Source organism: Enterococcus sp. 3G1_DIV0629, assembly GCF_002141285.1.
Taxonomy (GTDB): domain Bacteria; phylum Bacillota; class Bacilli; order Lactobacillales; family Enterococcaceae; genus Enterococcus_B; species Enterococcus_B lactis.
This window is the reverse complement of record NZ_NGLI01000001.1, coordinates 1,458,802-1,481,098: the sequence shown is the minus strand read 5'-3', so window position 1 is coordinate 1,481,098 and position 22,297 is coordinate 1,458,802. Positions and strand designations below refer to the sequence as shown.

The 22,297-nt window shown below is 39.4% G+C and carries 21 protein-coding genes; 20 read left to right on the top strand and 1 reads right to left on the bottom strand.

The annotated features are described in order from the left end of the window. The 15 genes from accB to A5816_RS07385 all read left to right on the top strand — a co-directional run bounded on the left by accB (position 1) and on the right by A5816_RS07385 (position 11,550). Complete coding sequence (gene accB, locus A5816_RS07455) at positions 1-477, top strand: acetyl-CoA carboxylase biotin carboxyl carrier protein (protein ID WP_010733434.1); 477 nt, start codon at positions 1-3, stop codon at positions 475-477. 24 nt (positions 478-501) lie between these two features. After that, entirely contained in the window at positions 502-921 is a 420-nt protein-coding gene (gene fabZ, locus A5816_RS07450; protein ID WP_002310367.1) for a 3-hydroxyacyl-ACP dehydratase FabZ, read from the top strand. A 7-nt stretch (positions 922-928) separates the two neighbouring features. Continuing rightward, positions 929-2,308, top strand: a complete 1,380-nt coding sequence (locus A5816_RS07445) for an acetyl-CoA carboxylase biotin carboxylase subunit (protein ID WP_002310368.1) — start codon at positions 929-931, stop codon at positions 2,306-2,308. Continuing rightward, positions 2,309-3,178, top strand: a complete 870-nt coding sequence (gene accD, locus A5816_RS07440; RefSeq protein WP_002310370.1) for an acetyl-CoA carboxylase, carboxyltransferase subunit beta — start codon at positions 2,309-2,311, stop codon at positions 3,176-3,178. Further along, the gene (locus A5816_RS07435; protein ID WP_002310372.1) at positions 3,171-3,956 is read left to right on the top strand and encodes an acetyl-CoA carboxylase carboxyl transferase subunit alpha; all 786 of its coding nucleotides are present in this window, start codon (positions 3,171-3,173) and stop codon (positions 3,954-3,956) included. Before accD ends, A5816_RS07435 begins: the two co-directional genes overlap by 8 nt. A 227-nt stretch (positions 3,957-4,183) precedes the next feature. After that, positions 4,184-4,711: a YqeG family HAD IIIA-type phosphatase gene (locus A5816_RS07430; protein WP_002310373.1), complete on the top strand. Its 528-nt coding sequence runs from the start codon at positions 4,184-4,186 to the stop codon at positions 4,709-4,711. After that, positions 4,708-5,817: a ribosome biogenesis GTPase YqeH gene (gene yqeH / locus A5816_RS07425; RefSeq protein ID WP_002310374.1), complete on the top strand. Its 1,110-nt coding sequence runs from the start codon at positions 4,708-4,710 to the stop codon at positions 5,815-5,817. Before A5816_RS07430 ends, yqeH begins: the two co-directional genes overlap by 4 nt. A gap of 15 nt (positions 5,818-5,832) precedes the next feature. Beyond that, entirely contained in the window at positions 5,833-6,144 is a 312-nt protein-coding gene (yhbY, locus tag A5816_RS07420; RefSeq protein ID WP_002315279.1) for a ribosome assembly RNA-binding protein YhbY, read from the top strand. Between the two features lie 9 nt (positions 6,145-6,153). Next, on the top strand, positions 6,154-6,804 hold the full coding sequence (locus A5816_RS07415) for a nicotinate-nucleotide adenylyltransferase (protein ID WP_002316969.1): 651 nt from the start codon (positions 6,154-6,156) through the stop codon (positions 6,802-6,804). Further along, positions 6,788-7,381: a bis(5'-nucleosyl)-tetraphosphatase (symmetrical) YqeK gene (gene yqeK, locus A5816_RS07410; protein WP_002314176.1), complete on the top strand. Its 594-nt coding sequence runs from the start codon at positions 6,788-6,790 to the stop codon at positions 7,379-7,381. The genes A5816_RS07415 and yqeK overlap by 17 nt, the downstream gene beginning before the upstream one ends. A 21-nt stretch (positions 7,382-7,402) precedes the next feature. Further along, positions 7,403-7,762 carry a ribosome silencing factor gene (rsfS, locus tag A5816_RS07405; protein ID WP_079997869.1) on the top strand — a complete coding sequence of 120 codons (360 nt, stop codon included), beginning with the start codon at positions 7,403-7,405 and terminating at the stop codon, positions 7,760-7,762. Between the two features lies 1 nt (position 7,763). After that, positions 7,764-8,504 (top strand): class I SAM-dependent methyltransferase, encoded by a 741-nt coding sequence (locus A5816_RS07400; protein WP_010733436.1) that lies wholly within the window; start codon positions 7,764-7,766, stop codon positions 8,502-8,504. 218 nt (positions 8,505-8,722) lie between these two features. Beyond that, the gene (locus tag A5816_RS07395; protein WP_002373482.1) at positions 8,723-9,874 is read left to right on the top strand and encodes a nucleotidyltransferase; all 1,152 of its coding nucleotides are present in this window, start codon (positions 8,723-8,725) and stop codon (positions 9,872-9,874) included. 130 nt (positions 9,875-10,004) lie between these two features. Beyond that, entirely contained in the window at positions 10,005-10,724 is a 720-nt protein-coding gene (locus A5816_RS07390) for a YebC/PmpR family DNA-binding transcriptional regulator (RefSeq protein ID WP_002290860.1), read from the top strand. Between the two features lie 178 nt (positions 10,725-10,902). Further along, positions 10,903-11,550 carry a hypothetical protein gene (locus A5816_RS07385; protein ID WP_002290861.1) on the top strand — a complete coding sequence of 216 codons (648 nt, stop codon included), beginning with the start codon at positions 10,903-10,905 and terminating at the stop codon, positions 11,548-11,550. Positions 11,551-11,642: 92 nt separating this feature from the next. Here A5816_RS07385 and helD read toward each other — a convergent pair whose 3' ends face one another. Then, positions 11,643-13,922, bottom strand: a complete 2,280-nt coding sequence (helD, locus tag A5816_RS07380; RefSeq protein ID WP_002373478.1) for an RNA polymerase recycling motor HelD — start codon at positions 13,920-13,922, stop codon at positions 11,643-11,645. 277 nt (positions 13,923-14,199) lie between these two features. Here helD and A5816_RS07375 point away from each other — a divergent pair, with 277 nt between their 5' ends. The 5 genes from A5816_RS07375 (at position 14,200) to A5816_RS07350 (ending at position 22,056) form a co-directional block, all read left to right on the top strand. Further along, on the top strand, positions 14,200-16,023 hold the full coding sequence (locus A5816_RS07375) for a heavy metal translocating P-type ATPase (RefSeq protein WP_086311037.1): 1,824 nt from the start codon (positions 14,200-14,202) through the stop codon (positions 16,021-16,023). Positions 16,024-16,069: 46 nt separating this feature from the next. Continuing rightward, a complete protein-coding gene (locus tag A5816_RS07370; protein ID WP_002287649.1) occupies positions 16,070-16,249 on the top strand; it encodes a 2-hydroxymuconate tautomerase in 180 nt (59 codons plus the stop codon). 335 nt (positions 16,250-16,584) lie between these two features. Further along, complete coding sequence (thrS, locus tag A5816_RS07360; RefSeq protein WP_086311036.1) at positions 16,585-18,528, top strand: threonine--tRNA ligase; 1,944 nt, start codon at positions 16,585-16,587, stop codon at positions 18,526-18,528. A 221-nt stretch (positions 18,529-18,749) separates the two neighbouring features. Continuing rightward, entirely contained in the window at positions 18,750-19,598 is an 849-nt protein-coding gene (locus tag A5816_RS07355) for a MurR/RpiR family transcriptional regulator (RefSeq protein WP_002290869.1), read from the top strand. A 304-nt stretch (positions 19,599-19,902) separates the two neighbouring features. Beyond that, on the top strand, positions 19,903-22,056 hold the full coding sequence (locus tag A5816_RS07350; RefSeq protein ID WP_002373470.1) for a penicillin-binding protein 2: 2,154 nt from the start codon (positions 19,903-19,905) through the stop codon (positions 22,054-22,056). Positions 22,057-22,297 lie beyond the last annotated feature (241 nt).

Here is a 22,297-nt window from a genome sequence, read left to right as displayed (position 1 = left end):
TTGGATATCAATGAAATTAGAGAATTAGTTAGTCAATTTGATCAATCTTCGCTAACGGAATTTGACTTGCGTGAAGGTCAATTTGAATTGTACATGAATAAAAATAAAACAAGCCGAGGCATGAATATGGTTCAAACAAACGAAACGGTGCCAGTTTCGGAGCCAGTTAACGCCATGCCTGAACAAGCAACAACTGTTCCAGAACCAACGAAGGAAAAAGAATCGGTAGTATTTGATGGAATCGAGGTTGTTTCGCCAATCGTGGGAATCGTTTATCTGCAACCGGCACCAGACAAACCAGCTTTCAAAAAAGTAGGTGATCAAGTTGCCAAAGGAGAAGTTATCTGCATTATTGAAGCGATGAAACTGATGAATGAGATAACTAGTGAGGCCGACGGAGTAATCACAGAAATCCTTGTAGAGAACGAGTCAGTTGTTGAATATGGGCAGCCACTCTTTAGGATCCAACCAAAATAAGCAAAGCAGGAAAGAGGGAAATAAATGAACATACAAGAAATCAAAGAAATTATTCCGCATCGTTATCCAATGCTTTTGATTGATCGAGTGGAAGAGATGGTTGAAGGAGAACGGATCATTGCTAAGAAAAATGTAACGATCAACGAGCCCTTTTTTCAAGGACATTTTCCAGAAGAGCCTGTTATGCCAGGGGTACTGATTGTTGAAGCAATGGCGCAAGCAGGAGCAGTCGCATTACTTTCTCTTGAACAGTTCAAGGGTAAAACGGCTTACTTCGGCGGATTGGACAAAGCAAAATTCCGTAAGAAAGTTACACCGGGCGATACCTTATATCTTGAAGTTGAGATATTGAAAGTGAAAGCCTCAGCCGGAATAGGCAAAGGAATCGCTAAGGTTGACGGTAAAAAAGTAGCCGAAGCGGAATTAACCTTTATGATTGGATAGGTGAAATATGTTTTCTAAAGTCTTGATAGCTAACCGTGGCGAAATCGCTGTGCGTATCATTCGTGCATGCCGCGAATTAGGGATCCAAACCGTAGCGATATATTCAGAGGCAGATGCCGAAGCACTTCATACACAGCTAGCAGATGAAGCAATCTGTATTGGTCCGGCAAAAGCGGTTGATTCATATCTGAATGTTCAGGAAGTACTGAGCGCTGCAATCGTAACAAAAGCTGAAGCAATTCATCCAGGTTTTGGATTTTTATCTGAAAATAGCCGGTTTGCCTCCATGTGTGAAGAGTGCAATATCACATTTATTGGTCCTAAAAGCGCAACAATTGATGCAATGGGGAATAAAATCAATGCGCGTCAATTGATGCAAGAAGCAAATGTCCCAGTCATCCCAGGAAGTACTGGTGTATTATCTACTGTAGAAGAAGCATTGGAAATAGCAGACAGGATCGGCTATCCAGTGATGCTGAAAGCAGCTGCAGGCGGTGGCGGGAAAGGCATTCGAAAAGTTCAATCAAAAGAAGAACTTCCACAGCATTTTTCTTCAGCTCAGCAAGAAGCAGCAGCGGCATTTGGAAATGATGATATGTATTTGGAAAAAATCATTTATCCTGCACGCCATATAGAAGTTCAGATTTTAGGTGATCATTTTGGCAATGTCATTCATTTAGGAGAACGAGATTGTTCTTTGCAACGTAACAATCAAAAAGTACTGGAAGAATCTCCTTCTGTAGTGATTTCACAATCAAAAAGAGAAGCACTAGGAGACGCTGCTGTTCGAGCAGCTAAAGCAGTCAATTATGAAAATGCCGGAACAATCGAGTTTCTGATGGATGAAGAAGGCGATTTTTATTTCATGGAGATGAATACTCGAATCCAAGTGGAACATCCCGTAACAGAAATGGTCACAGGAATCGATTTAGTAAAAAAACAGGTGGAGATAGCAGCCGGTGAGCCTTTGAATGTGCGTCAAGAAGAAGTAGTATTCCAAGGACACGCCATTGAGTGCCGAATCAATGCAGAAAATCCCGCTTTTCATTTTGCTCCTTCACCAGGGAAAATCCAAAACTTGCTACTTCCAGCAGGTGGGATGGGGTTGCGGGTAGACAGTGCGGTTTATCCAGGCTATACGATCCCGCCATATTATGATTCAATGATTGCGAAAATTATTGTCCATGGAAATACACGTTTTGAAGCATTGATGAAGATGCAGCGAGCCTTAAGTGAATTTATCACAGAAGGGATCATTACGAACGCAGAATTTCAGATGGATTTGATTAGTCATCCAGCAGTAATAGCAGGTGATTACAGCACAGCATTTTTACAAGAAGAATTTTTACCGAATTGGACACCAGAAACGGAGATAGGAGGCGCATAGATGGCTCTGTTTAAGAAAAAGAAATATATTCGGATCAATCCTAATAGAGAGAGCAAACCTGCTAACTCGCCATCTGTTCCCGATAACATGTGGGCGAAGTGTCCAAATTGCAAACATATCCTTTATACGAAAGACATCGGTGAAGAAAAAGTATGCCCCCATTGCGGATACGCTTTTCGAATCGGTGCATGGCAGCGTCTAGCTTTGATCATTGATGAAAAAAGTTTTGAAGAATGGGATACGGATCTTGTAACCGAAGATCCGCTAGCATTTCCTGAATATACGGAAAAAATAAAAAAAATGCAAGATAAAACGGGGCTTCATGAAGCAGTCCTCACTGGTAAAGCAACCATTCAAGGAATCCCCTTCATTATTGGAGTGATGGATCCCAATTTTATCATGGGAAGTATGGGCACGATTGTTGGAGAAAAAATCACTAGGTTATTCGAACGAGCAACAAAGGAAAAACTTCCAGTCGTTTTGTTCACGGCTTCAGGAGGCGCTCGGATGCAAGAAGGCATCTTTTCTCTGATGCAGATGGCGAAAATCTCTGCTGCTGTCAAACGGCACAGTAATGAAGGCCTTTTTTATCTAACTGTTTTGACAGACCCGACGACCGGAGGAGTAACTGCCAGTTTTGCAATGGAAGGTGATATCATTTTAGCAGAACCCCAAAGCTTGATTGGTTTTGCTGGAAGACGTGTCATCGAACAGACGATCAAGCAGGAACTTCCAGAAGATTTCCAAAAGGCCGAATTCTTATTGTCTCATGGTTTCGTCGATCAGATTGTTCCCCGCATGGAATTGAAGCAGAAAATCCATACGCTTCTTGAATTGCATACACAGAAAGGATGGATAGATCGTGGATAAAACAGCACATGATGTCGTTCAGCTAGCAAGAGCTAAAGAACGATGGACTAGCTTGGACTTTTTTGAAGAGATCTTCGATTCTTTCGAGGAATGCCATGGTGACCGTTTATTTGCAGATGACGAAGCGATTGTTGGTGGCATCGCTCGATTAGATGGCAAACCGGTAACAGTGATAGGTATTCAAAAGGGAAGGGATCTGCAGGAAAATATCCGCAGAAATTTTGGTTCTCCTCATCCTGAAGGCTATCGCAAAGCTTTACGACTGATGAAGCAAGCTGAAAAGTTTAATAGACCGGTGATTACATTGATCAATACAGCAGGTGCCTATTGCGGTATAGGAGCAGAAGAGCGTGGCGAGGGAGAAGCAATTGCCAAAAATCTGCTCGAAATGTCTGATTTAAAAGTACCAATCATCGCCGTCATCATTGGTGAAGGTGGAAGTGGCGGTGCCCTTGCTCTAGGTTTAGCGGATGAAGTCTGGATGTTAGAAGAAACGATCTATGCTGTGCTTTCCCCAGAAGGGTTTGCTTCGATTTTGTGGAAAGACGGCAGTCGCGCTGCAGAAGCAGCCGAGTTGATGAAAATTACTGCACCAGAACTACGTGAGCTAGGGATCGTGGATCGAGTGATTCCTGAAACGTTCAACGGCGAGCAGTTGCCACGGCAAAAAGTCGCTCACATCATGAAAAAAGCGTTGATTGAAAAATTGACGGAACTTGTTCGATTCGACCAGCATGAACTACTGGAAAAACGATACAAGAGGTTCCGACAATATTAGGTGTTTAACAACTAAGCAAAGAGTAAAGAATGATTCTTGCTCGCTTAGTTGTTTTTTGTTTCTAAATTTTTCTGTAATTAATCTTTATTTTTGGTCATTTTGTAAAGAAATGCTTTTTCTGAAAGAGGAACGAGTATAGAGGTAGTTTTTTTTGCTGATATGCAGTATAATACGGGGTTGAGGAGTACTTTATGTGCTCCTTCATTTTTTGCAGATGAGGAGACAACATGTTTTCAAATTACAAACCAACATGGATGGTAGAAGCCATCTATCAGATTACACCTGCCCAATTAAAGAATCTAGGCATCAAAGCAGTATTGACAGATTTAGACAATACGTTGATTGCATGGAATAATCCAGATGGAACAGAAGAGTTGCTTACTTGGATTTTAGAAATGAAAAATGCAGGAATCCCTGTTGTTGTTGTTTCAAACAATAATTCAAAACGTGTCGCGCGAGCGATTGAAAAATTTGATCTTTTGTATGTTGCACGAGCAATGAAACCTTTAGCAAGAGGGATCAACATAGCAAAGAAACAATTGGATTTAGCAGATGATGAGATAGTAATGGTAGGCGATCAGATCATGACTGATATACGTGGAGCCAATCGTGCAGGGATACGTAGCATCCTTGTAAAACCCATTATCGCAACAGATAGTTGGAAGACACAATTTAATCGTTTTTGGGAAAAAAGAATTATGGCCTATCTATTAGCAAAATACCCTGATATGGGCTGGCGAGGTGGAATCGAATGACAGAAGAATTACAATGTATCGGCTGCGGTGCCGTTATACAAACAAGCAAACCCGGTGAATTAGGATACACGCCGCAAACGGCTTTGGAAAAAGGGTTAGCTTCCGGGGAAGTCTATTGTCAGCGTTGTTTCAGATTACGCCATTATAATGAGATCCAAGATGTCTCATTGACGGATGACGACTTTTTACGCTTACTGAATGAATTAGGGCAAAAAGATGCATTGATTGTCAATGTGGTGGATATTTTTGACTTCAATGGTTCACTGATTCCAGGACTACATCGTTTTGTCGGTGATAATCCAGTACTTTTAGTGGGAAACAAAGTGGATATATTACCGAAATCATTGAAAAAACCTAAATTAACACAATGGATGAAGGAACGTGCTCACGAAGCAGGGATTCGTCCAGTAGATGTATTACTAACTAGTGCTAAGAAATCTCATGAGATGACGGAACTATTAGAAAAAATTGAAGAATACCGCGATGGACGGGATGTCTATATCGTCGGAGTAACAAACGTAGGGAAATCAACGCTTATCAATCAAATCATCAAAAATACAGCGGGAGTACAAGATGTGATCACAACCTCACAGTTTCCCGGAACGACCTTGGATAAAATCGAGATTCCTTTAGATGATGGACATTTTTTGATTGATACACCGGGGATCATCCATCGTCATCAAATGGCGCACTACTTAGGTAAAAAAGATTTGCGGATCATTGCCCCGTTAAAAGAAATCAAACCTAAAGTTTATCAGCTGAATGAAGGGCAAACACTTTTCTTGGGCGGACTTGCAAGATTTGATTTTATCAGCGGCAATCGTGCTTCATTTATTGCTTATGTGTCAAATGATGTAAATATTCATCGAACGAAACTGGAAAAAGCAGACGAATTTTATCAAAAACATGTAGGTGGATTATTACAGCCTCCTCGTCCTGATGAAGTCGAGGCATTTCCGGAGCTTGTTCGTTTTGAATTTTCTGTGAAAGAAAAAACAGACATCGTTTTTGCCGGTCTAGGCTGGATCACTGTAACAGCTCCAGCAGTAATTGCGGGCTGGGCGCCAAAGGGTGTAGATGTATTGAAACGCAAAGCATTGATTTAAGGAAGAAGGAAAATTATGAGTTTAAGAGGAAAACAAAAGCGTTTTTTACGTAGCAAAGCGCATCATCTTCAGCCGATTTTTCAAATCGGTAAAGGTGGAATTAATTCAGCAATGATCGTTCAAATTGAAGAAGCTTTAGAAAAAAGAGAACTGATCAAAGTATCTCTACTTCAAAATACAGATGAGGTTGCAGAAGAAGCAGCTCAAGTATTAGAAAAAGAAATCGACTGTGAAATCGTCCAAATCATTGGACGAGTGATCGTATTATACAAACCTTCTACAAAAGAAAAGTATCAAAGGTTATCAAATGAAGTAAAAGCAATATAAGGAGTGACCATGATGAATACGCAAGCTAAGACATTTGTTCATTCACAACTATTTCCTAAAGAAATGCCTCAATTCTTAGAGAAGAAAAAGCAAGTAGGGATTCTAGGCGGAACGTTCAATCCCGTTCACCTTGCTCATTTAGTGATGGCTGAACAAGCTGGTCGGAATTTAGGTCTTGACCGCGTATTTTTAATGCCTTCTTATCAGCCGCCTCATGTTGATGAGAAAGAGACGATTGATGCAAAACACCGACTCAACATGTTGGAATTAGCGGTGGAAGACAACCCTTTTTTGCAGATTGAAACGATTGAATTAGCTCGTGGTGGGAAAAGCTACACCTATGATACGATGAAGGAATTGACACAAAACAATCCGGATACAGATTATTACTTTATTATTGGCGGGGATATGGTAGAATATTTGCCAAAATGGTATAAAATTGATGAGTTGACTTCGATGGTCAATTTTGTGGGCATACGTCGACCAGGTTACACAACAGATACGCCATATCCTGTGATTTGGGTAGATGTACCTGAAATCGACATCAGTTCCACAAAAATACGTCAAAAGATCAAAGAAGGCTGTTCTATCCGCTATCTTGTTCCAGATAAAGTAATTGATTATATCCAAAATGAAGGGTTGTATGAAGATGGACTATAGTAATGAATATACTGCTTATTCTAGAGAAAACCTGATGCAAAAAATACAGATGAGAATGAGCGAACAACGCTTCAAGCACGTGCTTGGAGTAGAAGAAACAGCTGTTGCTCTTGCCAAAAAATACGGTGCTTCTCCTGAAAAAGCTAGTATCGCTGCATTGACACACGATTATGCGAAAGAGCGACCAGATGAGGAGTTCAAAATGGTGATCGTAAGAGACGGTTTTGATCCAGAATTATTGAATTATAATAATGCTATCTGGCACGGGCTTGTTGGTGCTTCGTTTGTAGAGCGGGAATTAGGAATCACTGATTCAGAGATTCTTCACGCGATTCGAGTGCATACGACTGGCGCTGCTAAAATGAGTCTCCTGGACAAAATCATTTATGTAGCAGACTATATTGAACCAGGTCGGGATTTTCCTGGGGTGCAAGATGCACGGACAATTGCATGGGTTGATCTAGATGAAGCAGTAGCATTTGAAACAAAACATACGCTATCCCATTTACTTGCACAAGAACAACAGATTTATCCAAAAACAATCGAAACATATAATTACTGGGTAGCAAAAAAATAAGCCACTCAATATTAGGAGGAAATCATCATAGATAGTAAAGAACAATTAAAAATTGCGGTTAAAGCAGCAGATTCAAAACGGGCAGAAGACATTATCGCTTTAGACGTTCGAAATGTTTCCTTGTTAGCAGATTATTTCATGATCTGTTCAGCAAATAGTGAACGTCAAATCAACGCAATTACAGAAGAAATCATTGATAAAGAAGAAGAAAACAAATATGAAGTAAAACGTATTGAAGGAAAAGAAGGCGGAAAATGGGTATTGATCGACCTTGGAGATTTGATCGTACATGTTTTCCATGCGCCAGAACGAAGCTTCTATAATTTGGAAAAACTATGGTCAGATGCGCCGTTAGTCGATCTTAATGAATGGTTGGATTAACATGGCTTATGAAACATTTGCTTTCATTTACGATGAAGTGATGGACGAAACGCTTTACCAGCAGTGGTTAGCTTTTTCGAAACGTCATTTGCAAGAAGACACAAAAAATATTTTGGAACTGGCGTGCGGTACTGGAGCATTAGCGGTTGCCTTTGCAAAAGATGGATATGAAGTGACAGGGTTAGACCTTTCAGAAGAGATGTTGATGATCGCAAGCCAGCGAGCATATGAAGAAGACGCATCGATCCAATTTGTAGAAGGCAATATGCTCGATTTATCAGAAATCGGTCAATATCAAGCAATTACTTGTTTTTCTGATTCGTTGTGCTACATGAAAAATAGACAAGAGGTACAGCAAGTTTTTGATGAAGTCTATCAAACGTTAGAAGAAAATGGCCGATTTTTATTTGACGTGCACTCCACCTATCAAGTAGACGAAGTTTTTCCAGAATATAGCTATCATTATCAAGGGGATAATTTTGCTTTTTTATGGGATAGCTATCCAGGAAGTGAGAAATACAGCATCGAACATTTTCTGACTTTTTTCGTTGAGGAACCAGAAGGATCTGGGCGATTTATCCGTGAAGATGAACTACATGAAGAGCGTACCTATCCATTGGAAAGTTATTTAAGAATGCTGGAAAACAGTGGGTTTTCGAAAGTCGAAGCATTTTCTGATTTTACAGACGAAGCAGCATCAGAGAAATCAAAGCGCTGGTTCTTCGTAGCATACAAAGACTAGCAATTTTGCCTGCTCGAGTTAACAAGAAAAGAATAAATCTTCAACATAAATTATATATCCGAACGATATAGGCATTGCTCTTGCGGTGCAGCTTTTCGTCGCAGAAGTATTGTGTTTGCGAGAATAGTTTATATAGTTCGGGTATTTTTTCTGATTTTTGACTTTTCCTTACTTGTCTCTAGTGTTTTTTTATCGATAAACTATGAAGGAGGACGTACATGAAAAGCTGCGGGATTATCGTAGAGTACAATCCATTTCACAATGGACATCGCTATCATGCTGAAATGGCACGAAAAACAACAGGAGCAGAGGTCGTCATTGCTGTAATGAGTGGGAATTTTTTGCAACGAGGCGAACCAGCTATCATCGATAAATGGCATCGTGCGAATGAAGCTTTGCAAAACGGTGTGGATTTAGTAGTAGAGCTTCCTGTCGAATGGGCGGTTCAGTCAGCTGATTATTTCGCTAAAGGTGCAGTGAAAATCTTGCAAGCATTGGACTGTGACAGTTTGTGTTTTGGAACAGAAGAAGAGACCTCGTTTGACTATAGTAGTTTCGGCCGATTTGTTCAACAGAATCAAGACAAGATAGAAGAGTCTTTTCAAGAACTGTCTGATCAAACGTATAGTTATCCGCAAAAAATGACTGCAGTTTTTCGCAGTCTGTATCCCGATATTGCGCTTGATTTTTCTTCACCCAATCATATTTTAGGATTAAGTTATGCAAAAGAAAATGCTAAGTATATCCACCCTATGGAGTTACATCCGATCCAGCGTAAAAGTGCAGGCTATCATGAAAAAACAATCACAGATCAAACAATAGCCAGTGCAACAGCCATTCGTCATGCGTTAGAAGAAGGAAAAAGGATCGCTGGACTTGTGCCATTTCAGACAGAAGAAGATCTTTCCACTTGTTCGTTACAGACTTGGGAATCCTATTGGCCGTATTTGCGTTATCGGTTGTTATCTTCTACTTTGATGGAATTGACAGATATCTATCAGATGACCGAAGGAATAGAAACTCGCATGAAGACAGCAGCAGCAACAGCTAACGGTTTTGCAGATTTTGTGTCAAAAGTAAAAACAAAGAGATATACATGGACGCGGATCCAACGATTATCTTGTTATGTCTTGCTGAATATCAAAAAGCAAGAGATTCCTAGCCAACAAAATAAAAACTATCTTCGACTACTTGGATTTACCGATGCTGGAAGAAGATTCTTAAAAGAAAAAAAAGAGATTTCTATTTATTCCCGAATCGGAAAAAAAGAGGCACAAGAAGCGGAACTGTTAGTTAGAAGTGATCAAATCTATCAATTGGGAGGCAATATTCCAGAACAGAATTTCGGACAAATCCCAATCCAAGTATAGACCTTTGACTGAAAATGAGAAGAATGAAGGAAGAAAGAAAAAAAGCTTCACAGAATCGTGATTCACAAGTATAATGGAACAGGACGTTTTTGCGTTATGAAACTATCAAATCAGAAAGCGAAGTGAAAATATGGGACGTAAATGGGCAAATATCGTAGCAAAGAAAACTGCTAAAGATGCTAATAATAGCCGGATTTATGCAAAATTTGGGATTGAAATCTACGCGGCAGCAAAATCAGGTGATCCTGATCCGCATGCAAACCAAAAACTACGTTTCGTCATTGATCGCGCTAAAACTTATAATGTACCAAAACATATTATTGACCGAGCAATCGAAAAAGCAAAAGGTGCAGGAGATGAAACATACTCTGAATTACGTTATGAAGGATTTGGACCAAGCGGCTCAATGGTGATTGTTGATACATTGACAAACAATGTGAATCGAACAGCAGCAGACGTACGAGCAGCATTTGGGAAAAATGGCGGGAACATGGGTGTTTCTGGAGCGGTTTCTTATATGTTTGATAATACAGCAATCTTTGCATTTGCAGGAGAAGACGCTGATGAGATCCTTGAATATCTAATGGAAAAAGACATCGACGTTCGTGATGTGATGGAAGAAGATGGACAAATCATCGTTTACGGTGAAGTAGCGGATTTCCATAGTATCCAAGAAGCATTAAAAGAAAAAGGAATCACTGATTTTTCAATTGCTGAGATCCAAATGATTCCTCAAACCGAAGTTACATTATCTTCAGAAGACCAAGAAACATTTGAAAAAATGATTGATGCGCTAGAAGATCTAGAAGATGTACAGCATGTGTTCCATAATGTGGCATTAGAAGACTAAGCAATCAGTTTTAACGAAAAGCATTCAGTCTTTTTCAAAAAGCAGGACAATCTCACTAATAGATTGTCTTGTTTTTTTGTGTGATTTATTTTCTATTCTAATTCAACCTGTGGTATGATGAGAGCATAAGTATCATATGAAATGATATGAAGTATGTGGAAGATGGACGGGGAAGAATATGGAAGCAAAAATCACTTTAGAACCTTTTGAACGTATCTTAAGCGGTTACCGCAAAGTAGAAGAGTTAGCAGTGAACGTAACTGATTGTTCAAAATTAGCGCAAAAATACGCAAGATTCGGCGTTGAAGGCTATCGATTAGGAAACTATGTCGGTACAGGGTATCTGAACCGTTATTTAGAGTGTATGGTGGACCGCGCACCAATGCTGATTTATAGACAAAAATATTTGATTCCGCTGCTTTTTCGTCGTTCTGATTCAGCCTTTCGGTTATTTGAAGAAGAGTATCGGATGGAGGCTTTCTTTCTACTATTGGAGTGGAGCTTAAAGCATCATCCTGAAAAAATTCTCATCGAAAGAAATGAGAAGATAGATACGAAAAAAAATAAAGTGGTCGATAGTGCATACCTAGCATTTCGTGTATCAGAGATTTTGGATTGTGGGGGGTATCCAATCAGCAATTTCCAATCAATCGATCAGTTCATTGAATGGAACCGAATTTACCGATTGATCGACAATGGCGGTATTGGACGTCATAGCAAGGTATTTGACCCAGAATATCCAGAAAACATGGAAGAACTGAAAATGATTATTTCGCTTGTCAAATTAAAATATCCTGAAACAGATTTGGATTTATATATAGAATAAATGACCTTAAATGATGAAATTACTTTTTCTGCAATTATTATTGTAACTAAAAAGACAACTGCTAACATTAACGATAGCAGTTGTCTTTTTAGTTACAATACTTTTTTCTCATAAGATGAAATATCCATATTGTTTAACAAAGGACTTTGATTATTGGAGGTAAAAAGTGTCAATTCATGCATCGCACGTGTACACATGGTGTAAAGGATCAATTTGTCTTGCTGAGAAGAAAAATGATCTGCATCTACATCCCACAAGAAAACTCGGTCAAACTCCAGACCTTTTGCTAAAAAGGCCGGAAGTAAAATAATGGAACGCTTCATAAAGTCACTCTCATTTAAAATCAGCTGGACTTGTTGTTTCAACTCGTCTGGCAGTTGAGCATAAAGAGCTTCGCATTCTTCTTGGGTTTTAGCAATGATTGCTGTACGCCAATACCGGGCTTTTCCCTGAGTCGTTCGAATGGTATCTGCTAACCAATTCAGTTTGACATCATCAGTTGTCCCTTGGATGAGTAAAGGCAAATCGCCTTTTCTTGCTGTAGTCTCTACTTGATGTTCTTTTGCAATAAAATGATTAGCAAAATCAGTGATTTCTTTTGTGGAGCGATAGCTTGTTGTTAATTGGAAACGGGTAACTTCACGGTCCACGAAAAGTTCTTCCAATGATCCCACGATCGTTTCATTTCCAAAGACATTTTGATTTAAATCTCCACAGAAAGTCAAATTTGCTTTTGGGAACAAGGCTTGCAACAATGCCACTTGTGATGGTGCGAAATCCTGCATTTCATCAATAAAGATATAGCGAGCTTTGTGTGTGACTGTCACCGGATACGTTCGGCGCATCAGTAAAAAGAATAGGACAGCATCCTCTTGGGGCAACTCTCTTTGACGCAAATGTGTACGAATAGTTGCTAAATGTTCTTGCCATCTGTTCTCGCTGATTTTATGTTGTGTCAGAAGAGAAAGTGGCACAGTTTGTAAAAAGTGGAGATATTGTTTCGTTATATTGACAAATTGATAATTCATGATTCCTCGATGAATTCGACGGAATCGTTTACGTACGATTTGATTAGCCAGTTTTTTACGTAAGGAACGCTCCTTTTGTTCTGTATATTCAAGATTAGGATCTGTTGCGTATAGTTCTTGGAGCTGCTCTTCCGCGAGATCTTTGACCCATTGCTGACGTGTTTCATCTTTTTGCAGACCGCCTAATTTTTTTAGTAGTTTCGTTTGTAACAGAGAGAGTCTGTGGTGCAAGGGAAGTTGTTCATTTGTTTCTTTATACCATTGGCGAATCGATTCCTTCGATAGGATCGTACGACCATTTATTTTCATATCACGGAACAAGGGACCGTAGCTTGTGATGCTTTGGATATAGCGATCAATCTGATCCACTAAGGTCAATCCGCTTTTCATCACTTGTATCGGATCTTTTTCGCCTAGCAAAAAACCACTTTCCTGTTGCTGTTCGTCTAATAAAGAAAACTCTGGCAACAGCTGTGAAATATAATTTTTGAATGTTTGTGTAGGCACACCACTTTCACCTAATGAAGGTAATACAGTCGAGATATAATCAGAAAACAAATGGTTTGGTGAAAATAGAAGCACGTTTTCTGCCTCTAGCCATTTGCGATTATGATACAACAGAAAAGCAATACGTTGAAGCAGAGCAGACGTTTTTCCGCTTCCGGCGATTCCTTCAATCAGCATCACTTTACTTGTTGTGTCCCGAATGATTGCATTTTGTGCTTTTTGTATCGTAGAGACGATATTTTTCATATGGTTGCTTGATGCTTCATCCAATATCTCTAGCAAAAAGTCATCGTTGATTACTTCCGACGTATCTACCATAGATAAAATACGTCCTTCTTGGATTTTAAATTGTCTTTTCAACTGCAGATCGACATCTATTCTATCTGTTTCAGTTTCATAAAATGCGGGACCAATCTCACCTTCATAATAAAGGTTGGCAATTGGTGCGCGCCAGTCAATAACGATTGTTTCTTCTGCTAGATCTCTTAAAGAAGCGATACCTAGATACAATGTTTCTGTTTCACGGTCTTCTTTAAAATCGATACGGGCAAAGTAAGGACTGTCTTTCATAACAGACAACGTTTGTAGGCGTTTTTGCTGCGCCTCAAGAGTATGATATTTTAAAAGCAATTCTTGCTCATGTTGGCGATATTCAACAGCAGATTCATAAAAAGCTTCATTGGAACCAGCTCGAATCTTGTGATTAGCTGTGTCTTTTGTCGAATGATTCATTTCCTGAGTCAATTCTCGTTGTTTTGTATCCAGCATATTTTGTTCGATCTGGATTAGTTCGATCGTTTCATCCACGTGCGTTTGTTCTAGTTGTTTCTCATTCATCACATGTTTGCTCCTTCCGCCGTAAATAACGAATTAAAAGTATAGCACAGTTTTTCGAAAAAAGGTACTTTTTAACGGATGAATCGAAAAAAGTCCTCTTTGCTCGATTGATTCGTTTGTAGGACTGGCGACTATTGGAAACGCTGATAGTGATAGTTGTTTTCAATTAAGGCCTATTGTTTTAAAAAGTGTTAAGCAAGGACTATGCTTAAGAGAAAGAGAGGCAATTGAAGATGGATGACTAACCTCTAAGTCACAAAAAAGAGGAGAAGAAACTATGACACATTTTAAAAAATTTTTACTTACTTTATTTATTGGCGGAGTAGCTTTGTTAAGTGAATTTGTTTTCCATCAGCCGGGACTTGCTTTTATGATTGTTGCATTTACTGGAGGGATTCTCGCCTTCTTGATGTTTTTGGAAATGATCAAAACATTGCGTTCAGGAATATATGGTGTAGATATATTAGCGATTACCGCAATCCTTGCAACATTAGCCGTCAAAGAATATTGGGCTAGTTTGATGATATTGATCATGCTTACGGGTGGAGATAGTCTAGAAGATTACGCGAATAAACGAGCAGGTAAAGAATTGCAATCTTTATTAGACAACACCCCAAGAATCGCCCATCGATTCAAAGAGGGAAGATGGCAGGATATAGTAATTGATGAAATAAATGTGGATGATCAGCTGCTAGTCAAGCCTGGCGAGCTTGTACCTGCTGATGGTCGAGTGATCAAAGGAGAATCATCAGTCGATGAATCTTCTTTGACAGGAGAGTCTCGTCCAGAAACAAAGAAACCTGGAGATCAGATCATGTCTGGGTCTTTAAATGGAGACGGATCAATCCAAATGATTGCTGAAAAACGTGCCGCAGACAGCCAATATCAAATGATCATTAAATTAGTCGAAGAATCAAAAGAAAAACCTGCCCGATTCGTCCGTTTAGCTGATCGTTATGCGGTTCCCTTTACATTGATCGCATATTTGATTGGCGGTATTTCTTGGTGGTTCTCAAAAGATCCTTTGCGTTTTGCAGAAGTATTGGTCGTAGCATCGCCTTGTCCATTGATTTTAGCTGCGCCAATCGCTTTAGTTGCCGGGATGAGCCGTTCAAGTAAAAACGGGATTGTTGTTAAAACTGGAACAACGATTGAAAAGCTCGCACGTACAAAAACGATTGCTTTTGATAAAACAGGAACGCTTACCAAAGGAATATTAGAAGTAGAGGCAATTCAACCAGTCAATGGAATGAAAAAAGAAGAGCTACTTATGTATGCAGCAAGTGCAGAACAGGAATCTAGCCATATCTTAGCTCGTTCGTTAGTGAACAACGTGAAAAACAGCCAACTGTATCCTGTTAGTCAACTGAAAGAAGTGTCAGGTCAAGGAATCCAAGCAATAGTCAATAATCATGACGTAAAGATTGGGCGTGCTTCTTTTGTTTCAGTGGAAGAAATCGAAACTTCTGAAACAGCAATCTATGTAGCCATTGATCAATCCTTTGCAGGAACCATCCTATTTTCGGATCAGATTCGCTCAGAAGCGGCAAAGACAATCAAAGAGCTAAGAAATCTTGGTGTGAAAAATTTGATGATGATTACCGGAGATGGATCAGCCATTGCTCAAGCGATTGCAGAGGAAGTCAAATTAGATTCTGTACATGCTCATTGCTTGCCTCAAGACAAATTGACTATTTTAGAACGTATCCCTAAAGATCAACGACCTGTGGCGATGATAGGAGACGGTGTGAATGACGCACCAGCACTTGCTGCTGCAGATATCGGCATTGCAATGGGTGCTCATGGTTCTACAGCTGCTAGTGAAAGTGCAGATGCAGTCATCTTGAAAGATGATCTTTTGCGTGTAGCAAAAGCAGTAGTGATCTCAAAAGATACGATGAGAATAGCGAAACAATCTGTACTGATTGGCATCTTTATTTGTATTTTTTTGATGTTAATAGCAAGTACGGGTCTGATTCCTGCGTTATTCGGAGCTGTTTTGCAAGAAGTCGTGGACACGGTCTCTATCCTGAGTGCGTTGAGAGCAAAAAAAGACCCAGTCATTTTTCTGGATTCAGTACCCAAGACAAAAATAGTATGATAGAATCGAGTTGAAAAAAGAACGATCAGAAAGAGGAGAGAACATTATGCCATTCGTACATGTCGAATTAGTAGAAGGTCGCAGTCCGGAACAATTAGAAAATATGATGAAAGATATCACGGAAGCTGTTCATAAAAACACGCAAGCACCAAAAGAACACATCCATGTCATCATCAACGAGATGAAAAAAGGAACATACGGTGTAAATGGGGAATGGAAAAAATAAGTTTGGTTTCACACTTGATTTTTCTATTTATTAGTGGTTAAATAAACACATAATTGATTGATGAGAAAGCCAACTGAATTTGAGAGTCTTCGATAAGAGAGGAAAAGCTAGGCTGAAACTTTTCCAGGAGAAAACCAAAGGATGACCACTTTCGAAACCCTTGTTGAAGCAAGGGCGGTCGGACCGTTACAACGTTTGAGGAACGCATGTGCGTTTGAACATTAGGTGGAACCACGAACTTTTCGTCCTAGTATCTCTTTTCAAGAGATGCTAGGATTTTTTGTTTTTCAGCTTGATGATCTGATCAATCAAAACATTTCAAGGAGGAAACTATTATGATAAAAATTACTTTTCCAGATGGTGCAGTCAAAGAATTTGAGGCTGGTACAACAACATTGGCAATCGCTGAAAGTATTTCAAAAAGCTTAGCAAAAAAAGCTTTAGCTGGTAAAGTGAACGGCAAACTTATTGATTTGACTCGTCCAATCGAGGAAGATGCAAGTATTGAGATCATCACACCAGACCATGAAGATGCACTTGGATTAGTCCGACATTCAGCAGCTCATTTGATGGCTCAAGCAATGCGCCGTCTCTATCCAAATATCCACTTTGGTGTAGGACCAGCTATTGATTCAGGATTTTACTATGATACAGACAATGGACAAAATCAAGTAACTGCAGAAGATCTTCCCGCAATCGAAGCAGAGATGATGAAAATCGTCAAAGAAAATCTGCCAATCGAACGCCGTGTTCTTTCAAAACAAGAAGCATTAGAAATTTTTGCAAGTGACCCATACAAAGTAGAACTGATTAGTGAATTGCCAGAAGAAGAAGTGATTACTGCCTATCAACAAGGTGAATTCATCGATTTGTGCCGTGGACCACATGTTCCGTCTACTGGTCGTATACAAGTATTCAAATTATTATCAGTGGCAGGTGCTTACTGGCGTGGAAACTCAAACAATCAAATGATGCAACGAGTTTACGGAACAGCCTTTTTTGATAAAAAAGCTTTGAAAGAATATATCCGTCTGCGTGAAGAAGCAAAAGAAAGAGACCATCGTAAACTAGGAAAAGAACTTGACTTGTTTATGGTTTCTCCAGAAGTTGGTTCTGGTTTGCCATTCTGGCTTCCAAAAGGGGCAACAATCCGACGCACGATCGAACGTTATATCGTAGACAAAGAAGTTAGTTTAGGTTACCAACATGTGTATACACCGATCATGGGAGATGTTGAGTTGTACAAAACATCTGGACACTGGGATCATTATCAAGAAGACATGTTCCCGCCAATGGATATGGGAGATGGCGAAATGCTTGTTCTTCGTCCAATGAACTGCCCTCATCACATGATGGTCTACAAAAACGCCATCCATTCTTACCGTGAATTACCAATTCGTATCGCTGAATTAGGAATGATGCACCGCTATGAAAAATCAGGTGCTTTGTCAGGTTTACAACGTGTACGAGAAATGACGTTGAACGATGGTCATACATTTGTTCGTCCTGACCAAATCAAAGATGAATTTAAACGTACGCTTGAATTGATGGTCGCGGTATATGCTGACTTCAATATTACAGATTATCGTTTCCGCTTAAGCTACCGCGATCCAAACAATACAGATAAATATTTTGATGATGATGCAATGTGGGAAAAAGCCCAAGCAATGCTGAAAGCTGCTATGGATGAATTAGAGCTAGATTACTTTGAAGCAGAAGGTGAAGCAGCTTTTTACGGACCAAAATTAGATGTCCAAGTCAAAACAGCTCTTGGGACAGAAGAAACATTGTCAACTATACAATTAGACTTCTTATTGCCGGAACGCTTTGATTTGACATATGTTGGAGAAGATGGGGAAAATACACATCGTCCAGTGGTTATCCACCGCGGAATCGTTTCTACGATGGAACGTTTTGTCGCCTATTTGACAGAAGTATACAAAGGCGCTTTTCCAACATGGCTAGCACCAATACAAGCGACAATCATCCCTGTTTCTGTTGATGCACATGGCGATTATGCTTATGAAATCAAAGAACGCTTGCAAATGAAAGGTTTACGTGTAGAAGTCGATGACCGCAATGAAAAAATGGGCTATAAGATTCGTGCCTCTCAAACACAAAAAATTCCTTACCAATTAGTTGTCGGTGACAAAGAATTGGAAGATGCAACAGTGAATGTACGTCGTTACGGAAGTAAAGAAACAGCTGTAGAAGATTTGAATATCTTTATTGATGCTATGGAAGCAGAAGTCAAAAATTACAGCAGAGAAAACAAATAGATAAGCTGCCTATAAAAAAGCACTAAATAAAAAACAATCCAAACAATAGAGAACAGATATTCCACAATCCCACAGATGGACAATAGAATTTGTGGGATTGATGGAGTAAGATATCCTATTGTGCGGATTGTTTTTTTGTTTTTTTATCCAGTACACGACCGTTAACAAGGGACTGATATGGTATACTTACATAGACGATTATTAAAAGGATGGAGGAACTTATGAGCGTAATTAGTCGTATTGAAAGTATGATGGAAGATTATTCTTCAGCAGAAAAAAAGTTGGCCAACTACATTATTGGAAATATTGAGAAGGTTCCCACAATGACAGCTAATGAATTAGCGGAAGCTTCAGGTTTGAGTGCGCCGACAGTTGTACGTTTTTCAAAAAAAATCGGGTTTCAAAGTTTGACGGACTTCAAAATCACGATTTCAACAGAACTACAGACTGGAATCGATGAAGGATTTAGCGATATCGAAGCAAATGAGTCCTTTTACTCTATCAAAAACAAACTTGGAAATAATGCGCAAGTAGCGATAAAAGAAACAGTAGATATTCTGGAAGAAGAAACGATCCAAAAAGTCGTAGAATGTTTGGAATCGGCTGAGTCTGTTTTTTTATATGGTGTTGGTGCCTCTTCTTTAGTGGTAGAAGACATTCTGCAAAAATGGTCTCGTGTCGGTAAGCCAATCATTTTTGAAAAAGATATCCATGTCTTGCTCCCACAACTTGTCAGCAATGAGAAGAAGAAAGTACTTTGGCTTGTTTCGAACTCAGGGAGAAGCGCAGATGTAGTTGCATTAGCTGAGCTAGCAAAAAATATGAATATCGAAATCATTGCGTTGACGCAATTTGGCAATAACCCACTTAGCAAGATAGCCGATGTACTCGTACAAACATCAAGACCAAAAGAAATCACCAATCGAAGTGCGGCAACTAATTCACTTTTGGCCCAATTCGCTACGATCGATATCATTTTTTATTTCTATATGGCTAAAAACGAATCACTTAGTGAAAAAGTGAAAAAAACAAGAGAAGCAATCCAAGACTATTTTATGGATTCAAAATAAAAAACTAAACTTACCTTACTGTTTTTGATATAAGTTTTTTTAGAATAACAACTTATAGTTTTCCACAAAGAAATGTTCTATTGAAGTGTTTCACGACTTTAGAAAGCATAATTTTCAAAAATAAGTTTAGTTTTTAATGAAAAAAATAGTTGGATATGCAACTTCAGATGATTGCTGTGAAACAAAAAGTTGATTTTATCTTGAAATTAGGTAAAGAATTTCTTGCTCCGCTCATTTTTTCTTTTTTATTAAGAAGTTTTTGGGTACAATGAAGCATGAATGTAAATAGGCGGAAGGATAGGAAATGATGAAAGATTTTATGAAAAAAATAGTAAATACTTCTTGGATAGAAAAAATAAGAAAAGGGGCACAAGAGCCTAAAAACAAAACGTTTCGTCGGTCGCATGTTCCTTTTCGCTTAAATTTTCTTTTTTTCATTATATTTACGTTATTTGTTGCGTTGATTGCTAGATTGGGCTATTTGCAGATCGTGAATGGTGAAGAGATGGAAGCGCGAGTGAAATCTACTTCTACGATTACAGTCCAAGAAAGTACCCCTCGCGGAATGATCTACGATTCCACAGGAAAAGCGTTAGTCACAAATAAAGCGAATCAGGCAATCACCTATACGAGAGGCACACAAGTGACGGCTAAAGACCTACTTGAAATCGCAACGAAGCTGAACTCGCTGATTGATGTGCCGGCAGATGAAAATCTGACAGATAGAGATAAAAAAGATTTTTGGCTGGCTGATCCGGAACATTTGAAGGAAGCCACAAAAAGACTTTCGGCAAAAGAAAAGCAATTAGGAAACAGCGAACAATACAGTGCGATGGTCAATAAAGTAACAGATGATGAGATCAACTTAAACGAGGAGCAATTAAAGATCGCTACCATCTTTAAACGGATGAACAGTGCATATGAATTAAACACGGTCTATATCAAGAACTCTGGTGTTACTGACCAAGAATTAGCTGTTGTGGCGGAACGCGCTTCTGAGCTTCCAGGAGTTTCGACAGGCACAGACTGGACACGCGAATATAACGCAGCAAGTTCACTAAAAAGTATTCTTGGCAGTGTGACGACTGAAAAACAAGGTCTTCCGGCAGATGAAGCAGAGAAGTATTTAGCAAAAGGGTATTCTCGGAATGACCGTGTGGGACAAAGTTATTTGGAAAAACAATATGAAGATGTCTTGCAAGGAACCAAAACCCAATATGAAGTCTCCCTTGACAATGAAGGAAATGTTTCGAATCAAAAAGAAATCTTCTCTGGGGAAAAAGGTTCTAATTTAATGTTATCGATGAATGCAGAATTCCAATCAAAAGTAGAAGAAATCCTAAAAAGAAATTATCAAACATTGATCAACAACGGTAAAGCACAGTACTCGCCTGGTGCTTATGCAGTAGCCATGAATCCTCAGACAGGAGAAGTGTTAGCCATGACTGGTTTCAGTCATGAGCAAGGTTCCAAGGAAATCACCGAGAATGCTTTGGGCACGATCACTAGCGCCTTTGCTCCAGGGTCTGTAGTCAAGGCTGGTACTTTGACAGCAGGTTGGGCAAGTAACGCGATCAGCGGGAATCAAGTGTTGATTGATGAACCGATTCGTCTACAAGGTGCTTCAGAAAAAAGCTCTGTCTTTAACCGAAACGGACAAGTTGCTCTTGATGCAGTCAAAGCATTGGAATTGTCTTCCAATACGTATATGATCAAAGTGGCATTAAAAATGCTAGGGCTAGACTATACTCCTGGAATGGGACTACCTAGTTTAGATGAAGAAGCTAAAGCTTATCAACAATTGAGAGACTCTTTCAAAGAGTTTGGTCTTGGTACAACGACTGGGATCGATTTGCCGAATGAATCTCCTGGGATTTCACGCTCTGTTGAGTATATGAAGAAGTTCAATGCGGATAATGGCAAAGAATGGTATACTCCAGGTAACTTTACCGATTTGGCATTTGGACAGTTTGACACATATACACCGATCCAATTAGCTCAATATGCTTCAACAGTCGCTAATGGCGGGAAACGAGTACAGCCTCACCTAGTCAAAGCAATCTATGGCAATGACGAAAATGGGAATTTGGGTGAAGTGAAAAAAGAAATGGGCACGACAGTAGAAAATAAGGTCAATATATCTGCAGAAAATATGGCAATCCTCCGTGAAGGATTCCACCAGGTTGTTCATGGTACCGACCCTTACACAACAGCCAAACCATTAGCCAGTGCGAAAATGGACCTTTCTGCAAAAACAGGGACTGCAGAAACGGTTGCGGAAGGTCACCCAGATATTACGACAGTCAATAGTAATATCGTGGCATACGGCCCAACAGACAATCCGGAAATCGCGATCAGTGTTGTCTTGCCGAACTTATTAGATGAACAAGACCACATGAACTTGACGATTGCTAAAGAAATAATGGACGCGTATTATGATATGTTCATGGCAAAATAAAAAAGAGGTCGTGAAAAAGCCGCTTAGTTTCGAGTATGAAGAAAAATTTTGTGAAAATGACTTCTTACATTTTTGCTTAAATTTGACTTCATACCGAGAAACTGGCTTGTGAACACCGTTTAAGGAAGAGGTTGTGAAATCAGCGCCCTGACCTGAGTATTAGAGAAACAAAACGGAAAAATAGCTTCTCATATTTTGCCGTTTTTGAGCTAATACCGAAGGACAGCTGATTGAGCACCGT